This is a genomic window from Streptomyces sp. NPDC029164, assembly GCF_055563995.1.
This window is the reverse complement of the sequence record NZ_JBVHWW010000031.1, coordinates 19,627-32,950: the sequence shown is the minus strand read 5'-3', so window position 1 is coordinate 32,950 and position 13,324 is coordinate 19,627. Positions and strand designations below refer to the sequence as shown.

At 72.4% G+C, this 13,324-nt stretch carries 13 protein-coding genes, 1 tRNA gene and 1 pseudogene; 8 read left to right on the top strand and 7 right to left on the bottom strand.

Translation table 11 applies throughout. The features are described 5' to 3' along the window. Positions 1–76 precede the first annotated feature (76 nt). Both ACZ4VT_RS27265 and ACZ4VT_RS27260 read left to right on the top strand, forming a co-directional pair. Positions 77–535: an RICIN domain-containing protein gene (locus ACZ4VT_RS27265; RefSeq protein WP_467953474.1), complete on the top strand. Its 459-nt coding sequence runs from the start codon at positions 77–79 to the stop codon at positions 533–535. Between the two features lie 50 nt (positions 536–585). Then, positions 586–693 (top strand): annotated as a pseudogene (locus ACZ4VT_RS27260) (IS5/IS1182 family transposase); the annotation flags it as partial. A 570-nt stretch (positions 694–1,263) separates the two neighbouring features. Here the strand turns inward: ACZ4VT_RS27260 and ACZ4VT_RS27255 are convergent. Together ACZ4VT_RS27255 and ACZ4VT_RS27250 are read right to left on the bottom strand one after the other, a co-directional pair. Further along, positions 1,264–2,055: a sugar phosphate isomerase/epimerase family protein gene (locus tag ACZ4VT_RS27255; protein ID WP_467953472.1), complete on the bottom strand. Its 792-nt coding sequence runs from the start codon at positions 2,053–2,055 to the stop codon at positions 1,264–1,266. Then, entirely contained in the window at positions 2,052–3,128 is a 1,077-nt protein-coding gene (locus ACZ4VT_RS27250) for a LacI family DNA-binding transcriptional regulator (protein ID WP_467953471.1), read from the bottom strand. The genes ACZ4VT_RS27255 and ACZ4VT_RS27250 overlap by 4 nt, the downstream gene beginning before the upstream one ends. Positions 3,129–3,297: 169 nt before the next feature. Here ACZ4VT_RS27250 and ACZ4VT_RS27245 point away from each other — a divergent pair, with 169 nt between their 5' ends. The 3 genes from ACZ4VT_RS27245 to ACZ4VT_RS27235 are packed head-to-tail and all read left to right on the top strand — an operon-like array spanning position 3,298 to position 6,433. After that, complete coding sequence (locus tag ACZ4VT_RS27245) at positions 3,298–4,449, top strand: Gfo/Idh/MocA family protein (RefSeq protein WP_467953469.1); 1,152 nt, start codon at positions 3,298–3,300, stop codon at positions 4,447–4,449. Further along, positions 4,446–5,603 carry a dihydrodipicolinate synthase family protein gene (locus tag ACZ4VT_RS27240; protein ID WP_467953467.1) on the top strand — a complete coding sequence of 386 codons (1,158 nt, stop codon included), beginning with the start codon at positions 4,446–4,448 and terminating at the stop codon, positions 5,601–5,603. Before ACZ4VT_RS27245 ends, ACZ4VT_RS27240 begins: the two co-directional genes overlap by 4 nt. Then, positions 5,600–6,433, top strand: a complete 834-nt coding sequence (locus ACZ4VT_RS27235) for a sugar phosphate isomerase/epimerase family protein (protein WP_467953466.1) — start codon at positions 5,600–5,602, stop codon at positions 6,431–6,433. The genes ACZ4VT_RS27240 and ACZ4VT_RS27235 overlap by 4 nt, the downstream gene beginning before the upstream one ends. A 10-nt stretch (positions 6,434–6,443) precedes the next feature. Here ACZ4VT_RS27235 and ACZ4VT_RS27230 read toward each other — a convergent pair whose 3' ends face one another. Beyond that, a complete protein-coding gene (locus ACZ4VT_RS27230) occupies positions 6,444–7,337 on the bottom strand; it encodes an SCO6745 family protein (RefSeq protein WP_467953464.1) in 894 nt (297 codons plus the stop codon). Between the two features lie 115 nt (positions 7,338–7,452). On the opposite strand from ACZ4VT_RS27230, the gene ACZ4VT_RS27225 reads away from it, so the two are divergent. Further along, positions 7,453–9,084, top strand: coding sequence for a N,N-dimethylformamidase beta subunit family domain-containing protein (locus ACZ4VT_RS27225; protein ID WP_467953463.1), 1,632 nt, complete (start codon positions 7,453–7,455; stop codon positions 9,082–9,084). Positions 9,085–9,226: 142 nt separating this feature from the next. Beyond that, positions 9,227–9,628: a VOC family protein gene (locus ACZ4VT_RS27220; protein WP_467953461.1), complete on the top strand. Its 402-nt coding sequence runs from the start codon at positions 9,227–9,229 to the stop codon at positions 9,626–9,628. A 17-nt stretch (positions 9,629–9,645) separates the two neighbouring features. Here the strand turns inward: ACZ4VT_RS27220 and ACZ4VT_RS27215 are convergent, their stop codons facing one another. Continuing rightward, on the bottom strand, positions 9,646–11,139 hold the full coding sequence (locus ACZ4VT_RS27215) for a PE-PGRS family protein (RefSeq protein WP_467953459.1): 1,494 nt from the start codon (positions 11,137–11,139) through the stop codon (positions 9,646–9,648). Positions 11,140–11,173: 34 nt separating this feature from the next. Then, complete coding sequence (locus tag ACZ4VT_RS27210; RefSeq protein ID WP_467953458.1) at positions 11,174–11,536, bottom strand: hypothetical protein; 363 nt, start codon at positions 11,534–11,536, stop codon at positions 11,174–11,176. A gap of 230 nt (positions 11,537–11,766) precedes the next feature. Here ACZ4VT_RS27210 and ACZ4VT_RS27205 point away from each other — a divergent pair, with 230 nt between their 5' ends. Further along, positions 11,767–12,219: a DUF732 domain-containing protein gene (locus tag ACZ4VT_RS27205; RefSeq protein ID WP_467953456.1), complete on the top strand. Its 453-nt coding sequence runs from the start codon at positions 11,767–11,769 to the stop codon at positions 12,217–12,219. Positions 12,220–12,410: 191 nt separating this feature from the next. Here ACZ4VT_RS27205 and ACZ4VT_RS27200 read toward each other — a convergent pair. Both ACZ4VT_RS27200 and ACZ4VT_RS27195 read right to left on the bottom strand, forming a co-directional pair. Then, a tRNA-Trp gene (locus tag ACZ4VT_RS27200) sits at positions 12,411–12,484 on the bottom strand. Positions 12,485–12,538: 54 nt separating this feature from the next. Further along, positions 12,539–13,273 carry an ankyrin repeat domain-containing protein gene (locus ACZ4VT_RS27195; RefSeq protein ID WP_467953455.1) on the bottom strand — a complete coding sequence of 245 codons (735 nt, stop codon included), beginning with the start codon at positions 13,271–13,273 and terminating at the stop codon, positions 12,539–12,541. Positions 13,274–13,324 lie beyond the last annotated feature (51 nt).

Below are 13,324 nucleotides of genomic sequence, written 5' to 3'. Positions count from 1 at the left end.
CCGGACATCAACCGGCGGCTAAACAAGGGCCAGCGCAACCGCGCAACCGCGATGGGAAGGGGAAATCATGAGGTCCGTGCGACGACTGATGCTGCTGGCGGCGGTCACCGGGCTGCTGGCCGGCCCTGCTTTGACGGGGTCGCCCGCGTATGCCGCGGCACCGCTGCTCAAGTCCAACCTGAACGGAAGGTGCGCCGACATCTTCATGTTCCACCAGGAGAACGGCGCCTCCACCGTGACGTGGGACTGCCACGGCGGCACCAACCAGCAGTGGTACTGGGACGGTGAGCAGATCCGTTCCAGCATGAACCGCAAGTGCCTGGAGATCTACGGCCCCCATCTGGGTGACCAGGGCTCGGTGAGCATGTGGGACTGCAACGGCGGTCTCCACCAGAAGTGGTACCGGAACGGGAGCGAGATCCGTAACCGGGTGAACGGGAAGTGTCTCGACATCCTGGCCGGGCGGCCTGAGATCGGCCAGCTCCTGGTGAGCTGGAGCTGCAACGGCGCGCGGAGCCAGAGCTGGGACTTCTGAACGCCTGCCCGGGCCGGCACATCGCGTGCCGGGCCGGGCAGGGCCGGGGCCTCGGCCGCCACCGGCGGGTCGTAGAACGGACCGTGTCCTGGCTCGCCGGCTGCCGCCGGCTACACCGCCGCCTCACCAAACGAAAAAGCCTCGCGACGAACGCGTAGACGGTTGGGGGGAGGCGGTCGGTCTCCCGGCCGTGGGCACGCTCCTGCACCATCCACCCGCGCCGGCGGCCCGGTTCAGACCGTTCAGACCGTTCAGACCGTTCAGACCGTTCAGGCGCCGGAGGAGACCTCGGCCTTGTCATCGGACCCCGTGCGCTGCGCTTCGGGGTTGTGCGGCCCGCTCCAGTAGGCCCGCCGAGTCCGCGGAAGCGGAATCTCCACCAACTTGCCGTCGTGGATCATCCACAGCCGAAGCAGTCGTCCTCCTCGTCGTGGATCAGCACCTGCACCGTCTCCGGTCGGGGCCACGGCAATGACTCCGGATACTTCAGCAGCCCGGACCGTGGGCGTACCCGCAAGAACTCCGCACCCCAGCCAAACCCCCAGTCCCACCGGGGCTCATCTCCAGAAGGTGCCGCGCCGGGTGCGTGTGTCATCCGGGCGCGTCAGCGGCTCCATCACTTCGTCCGCGCCCTGCGCCAGCACAATGACCTCAGCGATTCTGCTCATGCCCGAATACCAGCGCCGACCAGCCCCTCACCGCAACCGGATTCCGTCGCGGTCAGGCATCTACCGGGGCAGTCCCGCCACCAGGCTCTGCAGGTACTCCCGGCCTCGCGTGAGCTGTTCGGGCAGGTCGGCGGCGTCCGGGTACCAGCGTTTCTCGTACTCCCAGCAGAGCCAGCCGTCCGGTGGTGCGGCGGCCACCGCTTCGGTGAGAGGGAGCACTCCGGTGCCGAGACCCGTCGGGGTCAGGTCCTGCGCTGACCGTACGTCCTTCACCTGTACGTAGCCCAGGTGCGCGGCCAGGGTCCGCCCGGACCGGGTCGGGTGTTCGCCGGCGAGCCAGGTGTGCAGGACGTCCCACACGGCGCCGACGCCCGGGTGGGCGACGTGGTCGAGCACCCGGGCGGCCGCGGCCGCGGCGCGGTGGGAGTCGTGGGTCTCCAGCAGGATCCGCACGCCGTGGCGCTCGGCGAGCGGAGCCGCGGCGAGCAGGCGGCGCACGGCGTGGGCGTCGGCGGCCTCCTCGGGCAGATCGCCGCCTCCCGGGAAGACGCGGACGTACGGGGCCTCCAGATCGGCGGCGAGGCGGATCAGCGCGCGCAGTTCGGCGAGGACCGGCTCGTCGGCGCCGGGGGCGGCCACCCTGGCGTAGCCCGCGACCGCGAGGGCGGTGATGCCTGCGGCGGTGAGGGTCCGCAGTCCGGCGGCGCGCTCGGTGGCCGGGCTGTCGGGGTGCAGGGCTTCCTCGGGGTGGGCGCGCAGTTCGAGGCCGTCGAACCCGTGGGAGGCCGCGAGGGCCGCGCTGCGGTCGAGTGGCGCGCCGGGCAGGCCGAGCGTGGAGAACGCGTACTTCACGGACGGCTCCCCTCGGTCGGCGGCGGCGCGGTGGAGGCGCGCACCATCAGCTCGGTGGGCAGCGTGGTGATCCCGCCCGGTGGCTGCGGCCGACGGCCGGTGACCAGCTGGGCGGCGAGCACGCCCGCCTCGCGCAGGGGCACCCGGACGGTGGTGAGCGCGGGGGCGGTGTCCGCGCAGAAGGGCAGGTCGTCGAAGCCGGCGACGGACACCTCCTCGGGGATCCGTATCCCTTCCTCGCGCAGGGCTGCGGCGACCCCCATGGCAATGGTGTCGTTGGCGGCCGCGACGGCCGTGAAGGGTGCCCCGCGGCGCAGCAGTTCCCGGGTGGCGTCGTAGCCGGCGGAACGCTCGAAGGCGGCATGCACCGTGAGGCCGGCGCAGGCCTCGGGGAGGTCGGGGTCGTGCCGCAGCAAGGCGGCGCGGTGTCCGGCGAGCCGCTCGCGGGTGGTGCTCAGCCCCTGGGGGCCGGCGACGTAGGCGATGCGTCGGTGACCGAGTGTCAGCAGGTGCTCGGCGAGGCGGAAGGCGCCGCCGTGATCGTCGAACATCACGGTGGTGACGGGCAGTGCGGTGGGCACGGGCAGCGGAGGCCGCCCGCACAGGACAACGGGAGCGCCACCCGCGGCCAGCCGCGTGATGCGGCCGGCGAGTGCGCCGGTGTGTTCGAGGTCCTCGACGGCGCCGCCGGTGAGGACGATCCCGCCGGCGCGCTGTCCCTCCAGCAGGGTGAGGTAGGCCAGTTCGGCCGCGGGGTCGCCTTCGGTGTTGCAGACGACGGCGAGCCGGCGGCCTGCTGTTTGCCCGGTGGGCGCCAGGGCTCCCTGCAGGGAGCCGGCGAGGATCCCGAAGAAGCTGTCGGCGACATCGTGGACGAGGACGCCGACGAGGTCGGAGGTGGCGGCCGCGAGCGCGCGGGCAGGGCCGTTGGCGATGTAGCCGAGCTCCTCGACGGCGCGCTCGACCCGGGTCCGGGTGGAGCCGGCCACCGGGTATCCGCCGTTCAGTACGCGCGAGACCGTGGCGGGCGATACGCCCGCCTGCGCCGCGACCTCGGCCAGAGTCACCGCCATGTTGCACCCCTCCTTCAGGACCCGGGTCATCGTCTCATCCAGTGTCTGGATCTCCATACTGCCCGATTAAGAAAGCGCTTTCCATCACTCGAACGAGTGTTGCGCTGCCAACGTCGCCCGCCATAGCCTGATCGGAGAGAAAGCGCTTTCTATCGATGGAGGGGGAACCATGGAGCGTAGGACGATCAAGATCGCGATGAACGGCGTCACCGGGCGCATGGGGTATCGGCAGCATCTGGTCCGCTCCCTTCTCGCCCTGCGCGATCAGGGCGGCCTCGATCTCGGCGACGGAACGGCGCTCTGGCCGGAGCCGGTTCTCGTGGGGCGCCGGGAGTCCGCCCTGCGGGCCATCGCCGAGCGGCACGGCCTGGAGCACGTCAGCACGGACCTCGCGGCCGTGCTGGCCGATCCGGAGGTCGAGATCTACTTCGACGCGCAGGTCACCGGTGCCCGCGAGGCGGCGGTCCGCCAAGCCATAGCGGCGGGCAAGCACGTCTACTGCGAGAAGCCGACGGCCCTGACCTTCGAGGCCTCGCTGGAGCTGGCCCGGCTGGCCGGGGCCGCCGGGATCAAGCACGGCGTGGTCCAGGACAAGCTGTTCCTGCCGGGGCTGATCAAGCTGAGACGGCTGATCGAGAGCGGCTTCTTCGGCGAGATCCTCTCCGTGCGCGGCGAGTTCGGGTACTGGGTCTTCGAGGGCGACTGGCAAACCGCGCAGCGGCCGTCGTGGAACTACCGCGCACAGGACGGCGGAGGCATCGTCGCCGACATGTTCCCGCACTGGGAGTACCTGCTCCACGAGCTCTTCGGCCGGGTGCGCACGGTGCAGGCCCTCACCCGCACGCACATCGGCCGCCGCTGGGACGAGGCGGGCAGGCCGTACGAGGCCACGGCCGACGACGCCGCGTACGGGATCTTCGAACTGGAGGGCGGCGCGGTCGCGCAGATCAATTCCTCCTGGGCGGTCCGGGTCCACCGTGACGAACTGGTGGAGTTCCAGGTGGACGGGACGCACGGGACAGCCGTCGCCGGGCTGCGCGGCTGCCGGATCCAGCACCGCGGGGCGACGCCGAAGCCGGTGTGGAATCCCGATCTGCCGCAGACGGAGGTCTTCCGCTCCCAGTGGCAGGAGGTGCCGGACAACAGTCCCGCCGACAACGGCTTCAAGGCCCAGTGGGAGCTCTTCCTGCGGCATGTCGTCCTCGACGAGACCTGGTGGTGGGACCTGCTGGCCGGTGCGCGCGGAGTGCAGCTCGCCGAGCTGGGCCTGCGCTCCTCGGCCGAGGGCCGGCGGCTGCCGGTGCCGGAGGTGGCGCTGTGAGCATCCGACTCCCCTCGGCCGACGGCGGGTTCCGCCTGCACCGGCCGAACACCGATCCATATCCCCCGCTCACATGCGGCCCGGCCCGCAGCCGTACCTTCTACTCGGCCGCGCACGTGGTCGCCGATCCGCTCGCCGCGTCGGCCGAAGCCGGGCCGGTGGTCGACTGGGAGGCCACGCTGGCCTTCCGGCACCGCCTGTGGTCACAAGGGCTCGGGGTGGCCGAGGCCATGGACACCGCGCAGCGGGGCATGGGCCTGGACTGGCCGACGGCGGCGGAGCTGATCCGCCTCTCGGCGGCCGAGGCCCGGGCGGTGGGCGGCCGGATCGTCTGCGGCGCGGGCACGGACCAGCTCGCGGCCGGCCGCATGCACTCGCTCGCAGAGATCACCGCCGCGTACGAGGAGCAGCTCGCGCACACCGAGGCGTCCGGGGCAGCGGCCGTCCTGATGGCCTCGCGTGCCCTGGCCGCGGCGGCACGCGGCCCCGAGGACTATCTGGAGGTGTACGGCGGCCTGCTCCGGCAGAGCGTCCGGCCGGTGGTGCTGCACTGGCTGGGGCCCATGTTCGACCCGGCGCTGGCCGGCTACTGGGGCCACGAGGACCTCGACGCGGCCACGGATGTCTTTCTGAAGATCATCGCCGATTGTCCGGAAAAGGTGGAGGGGATCAAGGTCTCGCTGCTGGACGCGGAGCGGGAGGTGGACATCCGGCGCCGGCTGCCGGCGGGTGTGCGCTGCTACACCGGTGATGACTTCCACTACCCCGAACTGATCGCCGGTGACGGGGAGCTGGCCAGCGACGCGCTGTTGGGCATCTTCGACCCGATAGCCCCGGTCGCCGCCCGGGCCGTGATCGCGCTCGACCGGGGCGACACCGACGGCTTCCGGGAGCTGCTGGACCCGACGGTCCCCCTGTCAAGACATCTCTTCGCCCCGCCGACCCGTTTCTACAAGACCGGGGTGGTCCTGCTGGCCTGGCTGGCCGGGTACCAGGAGCACTTCACGATGGTGGGCGGGCTACAGTCGGCCCGCTCCCTTCCCCATCTGGCGACGGCGTACGAACTGGCCGACGGCCTGGGGCTGTTCCCCGATCCCGGGCTCGCGGAGGACCGGATGCGGCGGCTGCTCGCCGTGTACGGGGTGTCGTCATGAGCGCGGCGCCGGCGCGGTTCAGCCTCAATCAGGAGACGGTCCGCCAGTGGTCCGTGCCCGAGCTGGTCGCCGGGTGCGTGGCGGCCGGAGTGGGCGCCGTCGGGCTCTGGCGCGGACCCGTGCGGGGGTTCGGGGTGCGGGAGACGGCGAAGCTGGTCGCCGGGGCCGGGCTGCGTGTCAGCTCGCTCTGCCGCGGCGGGTTCTTCACCGCGGCCGATCCGGCCGGCCGGGCGGCCGCACTGGACGACAACCGCAAAGCGGTGGAGGAGGCCGCCGAGCTGGGCGCCGACACACTGGTCCTGGTATCGGGAGGGCTGCCCGCGGGCGACCGGGACCTGGTGGGGGCACGCGGACGAATAGCGGAGGTCCTGGGCGAGTTGGCGCCTTGGGCCGCCGGGCACGGGGTACGGCTGGGGATCGAGGCGCTGCATCCGATGTTCGCCTCGGACCGCTGTGTGGTCTCGACCCTCGGCCAGGCCCTGGACATCGCCGAGCACTTCCCGGCGGAGCAGGTGGGGGTGGTGGCCGACTCGTACCACCTGTGGTGGGACGAGCGGCTGCCCGCCGACCTGCTCCGGGCCGGCGAGGGCGGGCGCATCGTGTCCGTCCAGGTGGCCGACTGGGTGACTCCGCTGCCGGAGGGCGTGCTGCTGGGGCGCGGACAGCTCGGCGACGGATCCATAGATCTGCGGGGCTTCCGGCAGCTGGCCGACGCGGCCGGCTACCGGGGCCCGGTGGAGGTGGAGATCTTCAGCCCCGAGCTGTGGGCCCGGGACGGTACCGAGGTGCTGAGGGAGGTGATCGAGCGCTACCGCGAGCACGTGGACTGAGCGGGCGGGGTCAGCCCTCGTAGTCGTACTTCATGCCGATGCCCAGGGTGCTCTGGGTCGGGAGGATGCCGGCGCCGACGATGTCGAGGACCGGCGGGAGGAGGAGTTCAGCGAGCCGGGCAGCTTCCTGCGGGGTGAGCGCCGACCAGGGGGCCGAGGCGAGTTCGTCGGTGAGCTTCTCGACGGCGGTGCGCAGCGCCATTCCGGCTCCGGTGGCCGTGCCGTCCTCGGCCAGCAGGTTCCGGGCGACGAGCCTGCCGCGGGCGGCGTTCCACTCGTCGGCGGGCCATTGGCGGCCCTCGAACCACTCGGCCGGGGCGGCTCCGGCACCGGAGTGCAGGACCAGCGACTCGACCGGGTCCAGGTGGTGGGCCTGGAGGGCGGCAAGGTGGCCGTCCCCGCGGTGCTCGCGCAGGATCGTCGCCGCGTGCCAGAGCTCGGCGTGCGGGGCCTCGGGCCAAGTCAGGGCGGCGTTGGCGGCGGCCAGTGGGCGTCCGGCCGTGGCGGCGGCCTCGGCCGCACGCCGGGCGAGCCGTGCCGCCTCGGCCAGGTCCGGGGAGGCGATCCGCTCGCCGAGGAGGGCTCGCAGGGAGCGGTCCGCGGCGACGGCGCGGGCCATGAGCACCTGGGCGGGCGGGGCGGTGTGCCAGGACTGCGCGACGTACCGCTCCACCATCCGCGGGCTGAAGCTGAAGAAGAGGGCGTTCACGAGTTCCGGTTCGGCCGGGCCGAGGGGGGCGGCCCGGAAGGCGAAGTACATCGGCCACCGGTCGTCGGTGGCGTAGCCGAGCGCGCCGGCCTCCTCGTAGGCCTCGGGTGCGAAGTAGACGATGGCGTGCACGGGTTCGAGCAGCTGCCACAGCTGCCGGACCGTACTCAATCCGTGTGCGCCGTTGTACGTCATATCGCTTGCCCCCCGGGTCGGTTGGTGCCCAAAACGACAGGGGGTCAGCGTAGGTCAGGAGGGGTCTGAGGGGGTGGTGAGGGTGGGGTCTGAAGGGTGACATAGCGTGCCCACCATGGATCAGGAGCACATAGCCGGACCGGCCGGTGACGGCGAAGGCGCAGGTAGGCGGCGGTTCCTCGCGATCGCGACGGGGGCGGCCACGGCTGCCGGGCTCGGCGCCGTGGCAGGCTGCGGGGGCGGGGACGGCGGCGCCGACGGGCGGAGCGGGGACCGGACCGGCGGGTCGGCGGCACCGGGCGGGAAGCCGTCGGAGGCGAGTGCGCACGGTTTCGACGTCAAGGCCGAGAACGCGAAGCAGGGCCACGCCGACTGGCCGGTCACCAAGGCGGGGCCGGCGCGGGCGATCGAGGGCTTCGCGGACAAGGTCAGCGTGCTGCCCGGTGAGCCCTTCGGTCTGCACGTGTCGACCACCGCGCCGCGGTTCACCGTCTCCGCCTACCGGATGGGCTGGTACGGCGGGGCCCGGGCCCGGCTGGTGTGGCGTTCCGAGGCCCTCCCCGGGGCGCGCCAGCCGAAGCACACCGTGGACCCGGGAACGCGGATGGTGCGCACGCGCTGGGCCCGTATCACCACGGTCGAGACCAAGGACTGGCCGGAGGGCTGCTACCTGCTGCGGCTCGACGCGCAGGGCGGCGAGGGGCAGCGCTTCGTGCCGGTGACCGTCCGGTCGGCGGCGGCGACGGCCGGGCGTACGGTCGTGGTCAACGCGGTGGCCACCTGGCAGGCGTACAACCGGTGGGGCGGCTATGGCAGCTACGACGGCCCCAACGGGGGCTACGCCTCGCGCTCGCTCGCCGTGACCTTCGACCGGCCGTACGAGTACGACGACGGCGCGGGCCTGTTCCTGGTGTACGAGGCTCCGCTGATCGCGCTGGCCGAGCGGCTCGGCATACCCCTGGCGTACGCGACCACGACCGACGTGGCACGGGAGAAGCGGCTGCTGGAGGGCGCGGCCGCGGTGCTCTCGCTCGGCCACGACGAGTACTGGTCCCCTGAGCAGCGGGCCCACTTCACGGCCGCCCGCGACGCCGGCACCAACATCGCGATCCTGGGAGCGAACTGCTGCTTCCGCCGGATCCGGTTGGAGCCCTCCGACCTGGGGCCGGACCGGACGCTGATCTGCTACAAGTCCTCCTACGACCAGGACCCGGGGTTCAAGCGGGGCCATCCGGCGACGGTGGACTTCCGTTCGGCGCCCGGCGCGGACCCGGAGAGCTCGTTGCTCGGCGTGATCTACGACGGCTATCCGGTGGACGCCCCGTACGTGGTGAGCAACCCGGGCCACTGGCTGTTCGAGGGCACCGGCGCGCGGGCCGGCGACCGCTTCGAGCACCTGGTCGGGGTGGAGTACGACAAGGTCAACACCGGTTTCCCGACGCCGCGGCCGATCGAGATACTGGCCCACTCCCCCGTGGTGTGCGAGGGCCGACCCAGCCACCAGGACACGGCGTATTACACGGTGCCGAGCGGAGCGGGGGTGTTCGCGACCGGCACGATGCGGTGGGTGGAGGCCCTGGACGCGACGGGCGACGGCCGCAGCGGGAGGAACCACGGGCTGGACGCGCGGTCCGGGGCGCTGACCACCCGGGTGACGGAGAACCTGCTGCGGGTGTTCGCGGCGGGCCCGGCGGGCCGGTCGCATCCGGCGCAGGACAACGTCAAGGCGGTGTACGGGGGTTCGTGACACCAGTGGCGTCCGGGACGGAGGGTGGGGTGGACTTCGCGCGGGCGGGGTGCCTAGGATCGTGATCACGGCATCGCGTGTCGGTCACCGGCTGGGTGAGGCATGGAGGCGCCCGTGCTGTGCCTTTCGGAGGCATTCACTCATGTCTGTGCAACTGAACCACACGATCATCCACTCCCGTGACAACCGGGAGTCCGCCACATTCCTGGCGGACGTCCTCGGCCTCCAGGTCGGGGAGGAGTGGGGACCCTTCATCCCCGTCGAGACCGCCAACGGCGTCACCCTGGACTTCGCGACCATCCCGGCGGAGTCCATCACCCCGCAGCACTACGCGTTCCTCCTCTCCGAGGAGGAGTTCGACGTGGCCTTCGGGAAGATCCAGGCCTCAGGCGTCCCGTACTTCGCGGATCCGCACGGCAAGCACCCCGGCGAGATCAACCACCACGACGGGGGCCGCGGCGTCTACTTCACGGACCCCGCCGGGCACGGGATGGAGATCATCACGCGCCCGTACGGCTACCAGGAGCCTGGCACCGACGGCTGAGCCCCGTCCCGTCTCCCTCATGAACCGGTGGCGGTCATGCGGTCCATGACCGCCACCGGCAGGGCCGGGTTCAGCGCCGCCGCCCCCGCCGTCTCCTCGTCACCGAGCAGCCCGATCAGGACCGGCACGGGCAGCCGCGGATGCCGGGCGGCCGTCGCGCGTACGTCGCGGTCCGGGTCGTCGAGCATCCGTACCGCGGAGTCCGCCGACAGCCGGGGGTCGATCGCGGCGCGCAGGCGGACCTCGGCGTCCGCGTCCCGGCTGAACCGTTCCACCAGTCCGGGCGTCGAGTCCGGGTCGTCGAGGGCCAGTTGCCGCAGCCGCGGATGCGGGTGCTCGGCGTAGCGGAGCAGGTCGCGCCGCGGGAAGTTCGGGTGCCCGTAGGGCCGGTCGGGGGTGGAGAGGCTGCCGTTCCACCACTGCCACACCTCCAGCAGCATGTCCGCCGGCGCGTCGTCACACCACTCGGCGAGGAAGAGGCGTACGACCCGGTCCTCGTCCCGGGCCAGCCGTTCCACCACGTCCGGCGGGATCCGTCGGGCCATCGCGACACTGCTGCGCAGCAGGACGTGGCCGGAGGCCGCGAGGCGGCGCATGGACTCGTCGTCCTCGTGCAGCGCCACCACCCACGGGACGGCGCGCCGCATCCGCCGCGGGTCGATGTCCACGTCCACGGCGGCCCGCTGCTCCTCCGTCAGCTCGGGCCGCAGGGACACCGCGAGGCGTACGTCGTCCTCCGGGTCGGCGGCGAGGAGCTCGACCAGGTCGGGGTCCAGGTAGGCGTTTTCGGCGAGGCGCCTGCGCGGCTTCGGGTCCGCTCCGGCGCACAGACGTGCGGCGAGGCCCCGGTCCAGCCGGAGCCCGGTGATGTCGTAGGCCGCGTTCACGGCCTCGAAGTCCGCCTCGGTGATCGGCTCCTCCTCGTGCCGGGCCACCACGGCTGCCAGCCGCACCCGCTCGACCGGGTCGGCGGTCAGCGTGGCCCGGGCCTCGGGACCGAGGCGCGGCCAGGCCGTGTGGCAGGCCGCCGAGCGGACGGCGGGCACCGGGTCGGCGGTCAGGGCCACCGCCAGGGCGGAGGGCACGGCCGGCAGTTCGAGGAGTGTTTCCCGGACCGCGCCGGACGGGTCCCGGGCGAGCACCTCGTACGCCTCGCCCGTGAGCCGGGCGCTGGCCGCCACCGCGACCGTGAGGAGGGCGTACCGCCGTCGCCCCTCCGCTTCTGTCAGCAGCAGGCGGGACCAGCGCTCGGCCGACATCCCCGACTGGACCCGGGTCTCCGCGAGCCGGGCGCGCACCCTCCACTCGGGGTGGTCCACGGCCGCGTCCAGGACCGCTTCGGGCAGGTCACGGCGCCAGAGCAGGTGGCCCCGGGTCGTGTCCAGAAGCCGGATCAGGATCCGATCCGGCACGGCACGGTTCCACGCCAGGGCCTCGCGGACCCGTTGCGCGGCGGCCGTCCCGTACCCCAGCCCGGCCCACTCGTCCCCGGCCTCCCGCGTGCTCCCCATCCGGGAGAAGGTAGCCGGTGATCCGGGGTCCCGATCACCCAGGGCCTTGCACGACCTGCACCTGCCCGTCGTCGTCCACGGTGAGCGCCACCCGTTCGACCCGGTTTCCGACCACCAGCGCGATCCACACGATGCCCCAGAGCAGGCAGGTGAACACGGTCAGGATGGCGTGGAGGACATGGTTCACCTGCTGCCCGCGCACGAGGACCGCCTGCGTCGGGGAGCGGGACTCCACCCGCCAGCCGGTCGCGACGTACTGGCTCACCGTCCAGTCGAGGATCGCCGTCCGCCGAGCCGCGTCGACGGGGCGACCGTCGCCGGGAGGGAGCAGGTGGTCCGGCGGTCGCGGCGGCACGCCCCAGTGCCGCCCTTCCTCACGCTTCGCACGCTCCGGCATCCGGCTCGCCTCCCCGCACCATGGGTCCGGTGACCTTCCTCTGCTCGGCCATGCATCCAGCCTGCGCGGCCGAGGAGCGTCCGGCACGCCGAGCGCGGTGGCTCCTGCGGGAGGTTTCGCATGTATGCGCGTGCGCCAGAGGCGTAACAGCTGGGGCGTGTGGGGCTCTCGAGCGTCACAGACCTGTCACGGCCACTCCACAGCAGCCGGCGCCCCGGCAGAGTGGCGCGATGCGCATACACCACACCGTCACCCTCCTCGCCGCCGCCGCATGCCTCGCGCTGACGGGCTGCGCGGACGCGGACGCGGACCACACAGGCATGAGCGACGAGGGCAAGCCGGACGCCTCATCACCCGCTCCCCGGCAAAGCGCGGCTCCTGACGCCCCCGGTTCCGCAGCGTCCGCCGCCGGCATCCCGCCCAGCCCCGCCCCCGCGCAGCGCACCATCTACCTCGCGGCGCTCAACAAGATCGACCCCGAGATCGTCAACGGCAACGACGACAAAGCCATCTCCCGGGGCCTGAGTCAGTGCCAGTCCATGAAGGACGAGAAGGACCCGACCAAGCGCGTCGAGTCCACGAACAGGCGTTTCATCGGCCCCAACCACCCGGACGGCTTCGGCCCCACCAAGGCCGCCTTCATCCTCGCCGCCGTACAGACCAATCTCTGCCCCACGTACTGACAGGCCACCGACCACTACGGTGCGGGTGTTGCCGCCATCACGATTCGCCTGATCCGAAGTGACAGAGCCCCCGCCGTTCGAGCCGGCAGGGGGGCAGCAGCGGATCATGAAAGCGAGGGAGCCCCGCCGGTGTGCCGGCGGGGCTCCCTCGCTTCCCAGTACAGAGGCCATCGGCTTCGTGCACTGGACAGCAGGGGCGGCAGGATTCGAACCTGCGGCCTTCGGTTTTGGAGACCGGCGCTCTGACCAGCTGAGCTACACCCCTTTGGTGGGACCAACCTTGGCACGGCCCGATCCGGAGATCCACTGTATTTCTCGTTCAACCGGGTGCGAGTCGCTCGCCGGTGTGGGCGCCGGAGCTTCGCAGCCAGTCGATCAGTTCCGCGCTCTCGCTCGTCAGGGCGATGTCGAGCGGGGTGAGCCGGTCGTAGCCGATCCAGTCGATGTCCGCTCCATGGGACAGCAGACGGCGCGCCGTGGTCACCTGGCCGCCGTGGCAGGCCTGCCAGAAGGCGCTGGTGACGTCCTCGGAGGAGGCGCCGGCCGCGAGGAACCCCTCGACCGTGTCGAGCAGACCGAGGGCGGCGGCTTCCTGCAGGTCGGGGCGGGCCCCGAGGGCAAGCAGCCGGCGCGCGGCGCGCCACTGGCCGAAGCCGCAGGCGTCCGTGAGCGGGGTACGGCCGCCGAGGACGGCGCCCGGGGCGCTGACATCGGCCCCGGCGGCGACGAGGGCGTCGACGGCGGCCACGTCGTCGTTGCTCGCCGCCCAGTGCAGCGGGGTCTCGGCGTGCGCCCCGACGAAGCGGGCACCCGGGTCGGCTCCGGCGGCGACGAGCGTACGGATCACCGCGGCCGTGTCGGGGTAGTGGCCGGGCCAGTCGGTGGCGATGTGCAGCAGGCTGCGCCCGCCGGCCGCCGCACCGTGCTTGACGATGCGCGTGGCGGCGAGTCCCGGGTGCGCGTCCAGGAGGTTCCGCAGGCCCGGCAGGTCGCCGCCCCGGATCGCGGCGGTGACGGCGACGGCGAGCGGGTCGCCGGATTCGAGGGACTGCATGGACCGTCCTTCCCCTGGTTTTTCCTGGTTTTTCCTGGGATCTTCTGGGCT

Bases quoted from the DNA above. Each gene is read 5' to 3' on its own strand.
- ACZ4VT_RS27230 (WP_467953464.1), bottom strand. From the start codon at position 7,337: ATGACGTACAACGGCGCACACGGATTGAGTACGGTCCGGCAGCTGTGG.
- ACZ4VT_RS27210 (WP_467953458.1), bottom strand. From the start codon at position 11,536: ATGCCGGAGCGTGCGAAGCGTGAGGAAGGGCGGCACTGGGGCGTGCCG.
- ACZ4VT_RS27205 (WP_467953456.1), top strand. From the start codon at position 11,767: ATGCGCATACACCACACCGTCACCCTCCTCGCCGCCGCCGCATGCCTC.
- ACZ4VT_RS27220 (WP_467953461.1), top strand. From the start codon at position 9,227: ATGTCTGTGCAACTGAACCACACGATCATCCACTCCCGTGACAACCGG.
- ACZ4VT_RS27250 (WP_467953471.1), bottom strand. From the start codon at position 3,128: ATGGCGGTGACTCTGGCCGAGGTCGCGGCGCAGGCGGGCGTATCGCCC.
- ACZ4VT_RS27195 (WP_467953455.1), bottom strand. From the start codon at position 13,273: ATGCAGTCCCTCGAATCCGGCGACCCGCTCGCCGTCGCCGTCACCGCC.
- ACZ4VT_RS27245 (WP_467953469.1), top strand. From the start codon at position 3,298: ATGGAGCGTAGGACGATCAAGATCGCGATGAACGGCGTCACCGGGCGC.
- ACZ4VT_RS27235 (WP_467953466.1), top strand. From the start codon at position 5,600: ATGAGCGCGGCGCCGGCGCGGTTCAGCCTCAATCAGGAGACGGTCCGC.
- ACZ4VT_RS27215 (WP_467953459.1), bottom strand. From the start codon at position 11,139: ATGGGGAGCACGCGGGAGGCCGGGGACGAGTGGGCCGGGCTGGGGTAC.
- ACZ4VT_RS27225 (WP_467953463.1), top strand. From the start codon at position 7,453: ATGGATCAGGAGCACATAGCCGGACCGGCCGGTGACGGCGAAGGCGCA.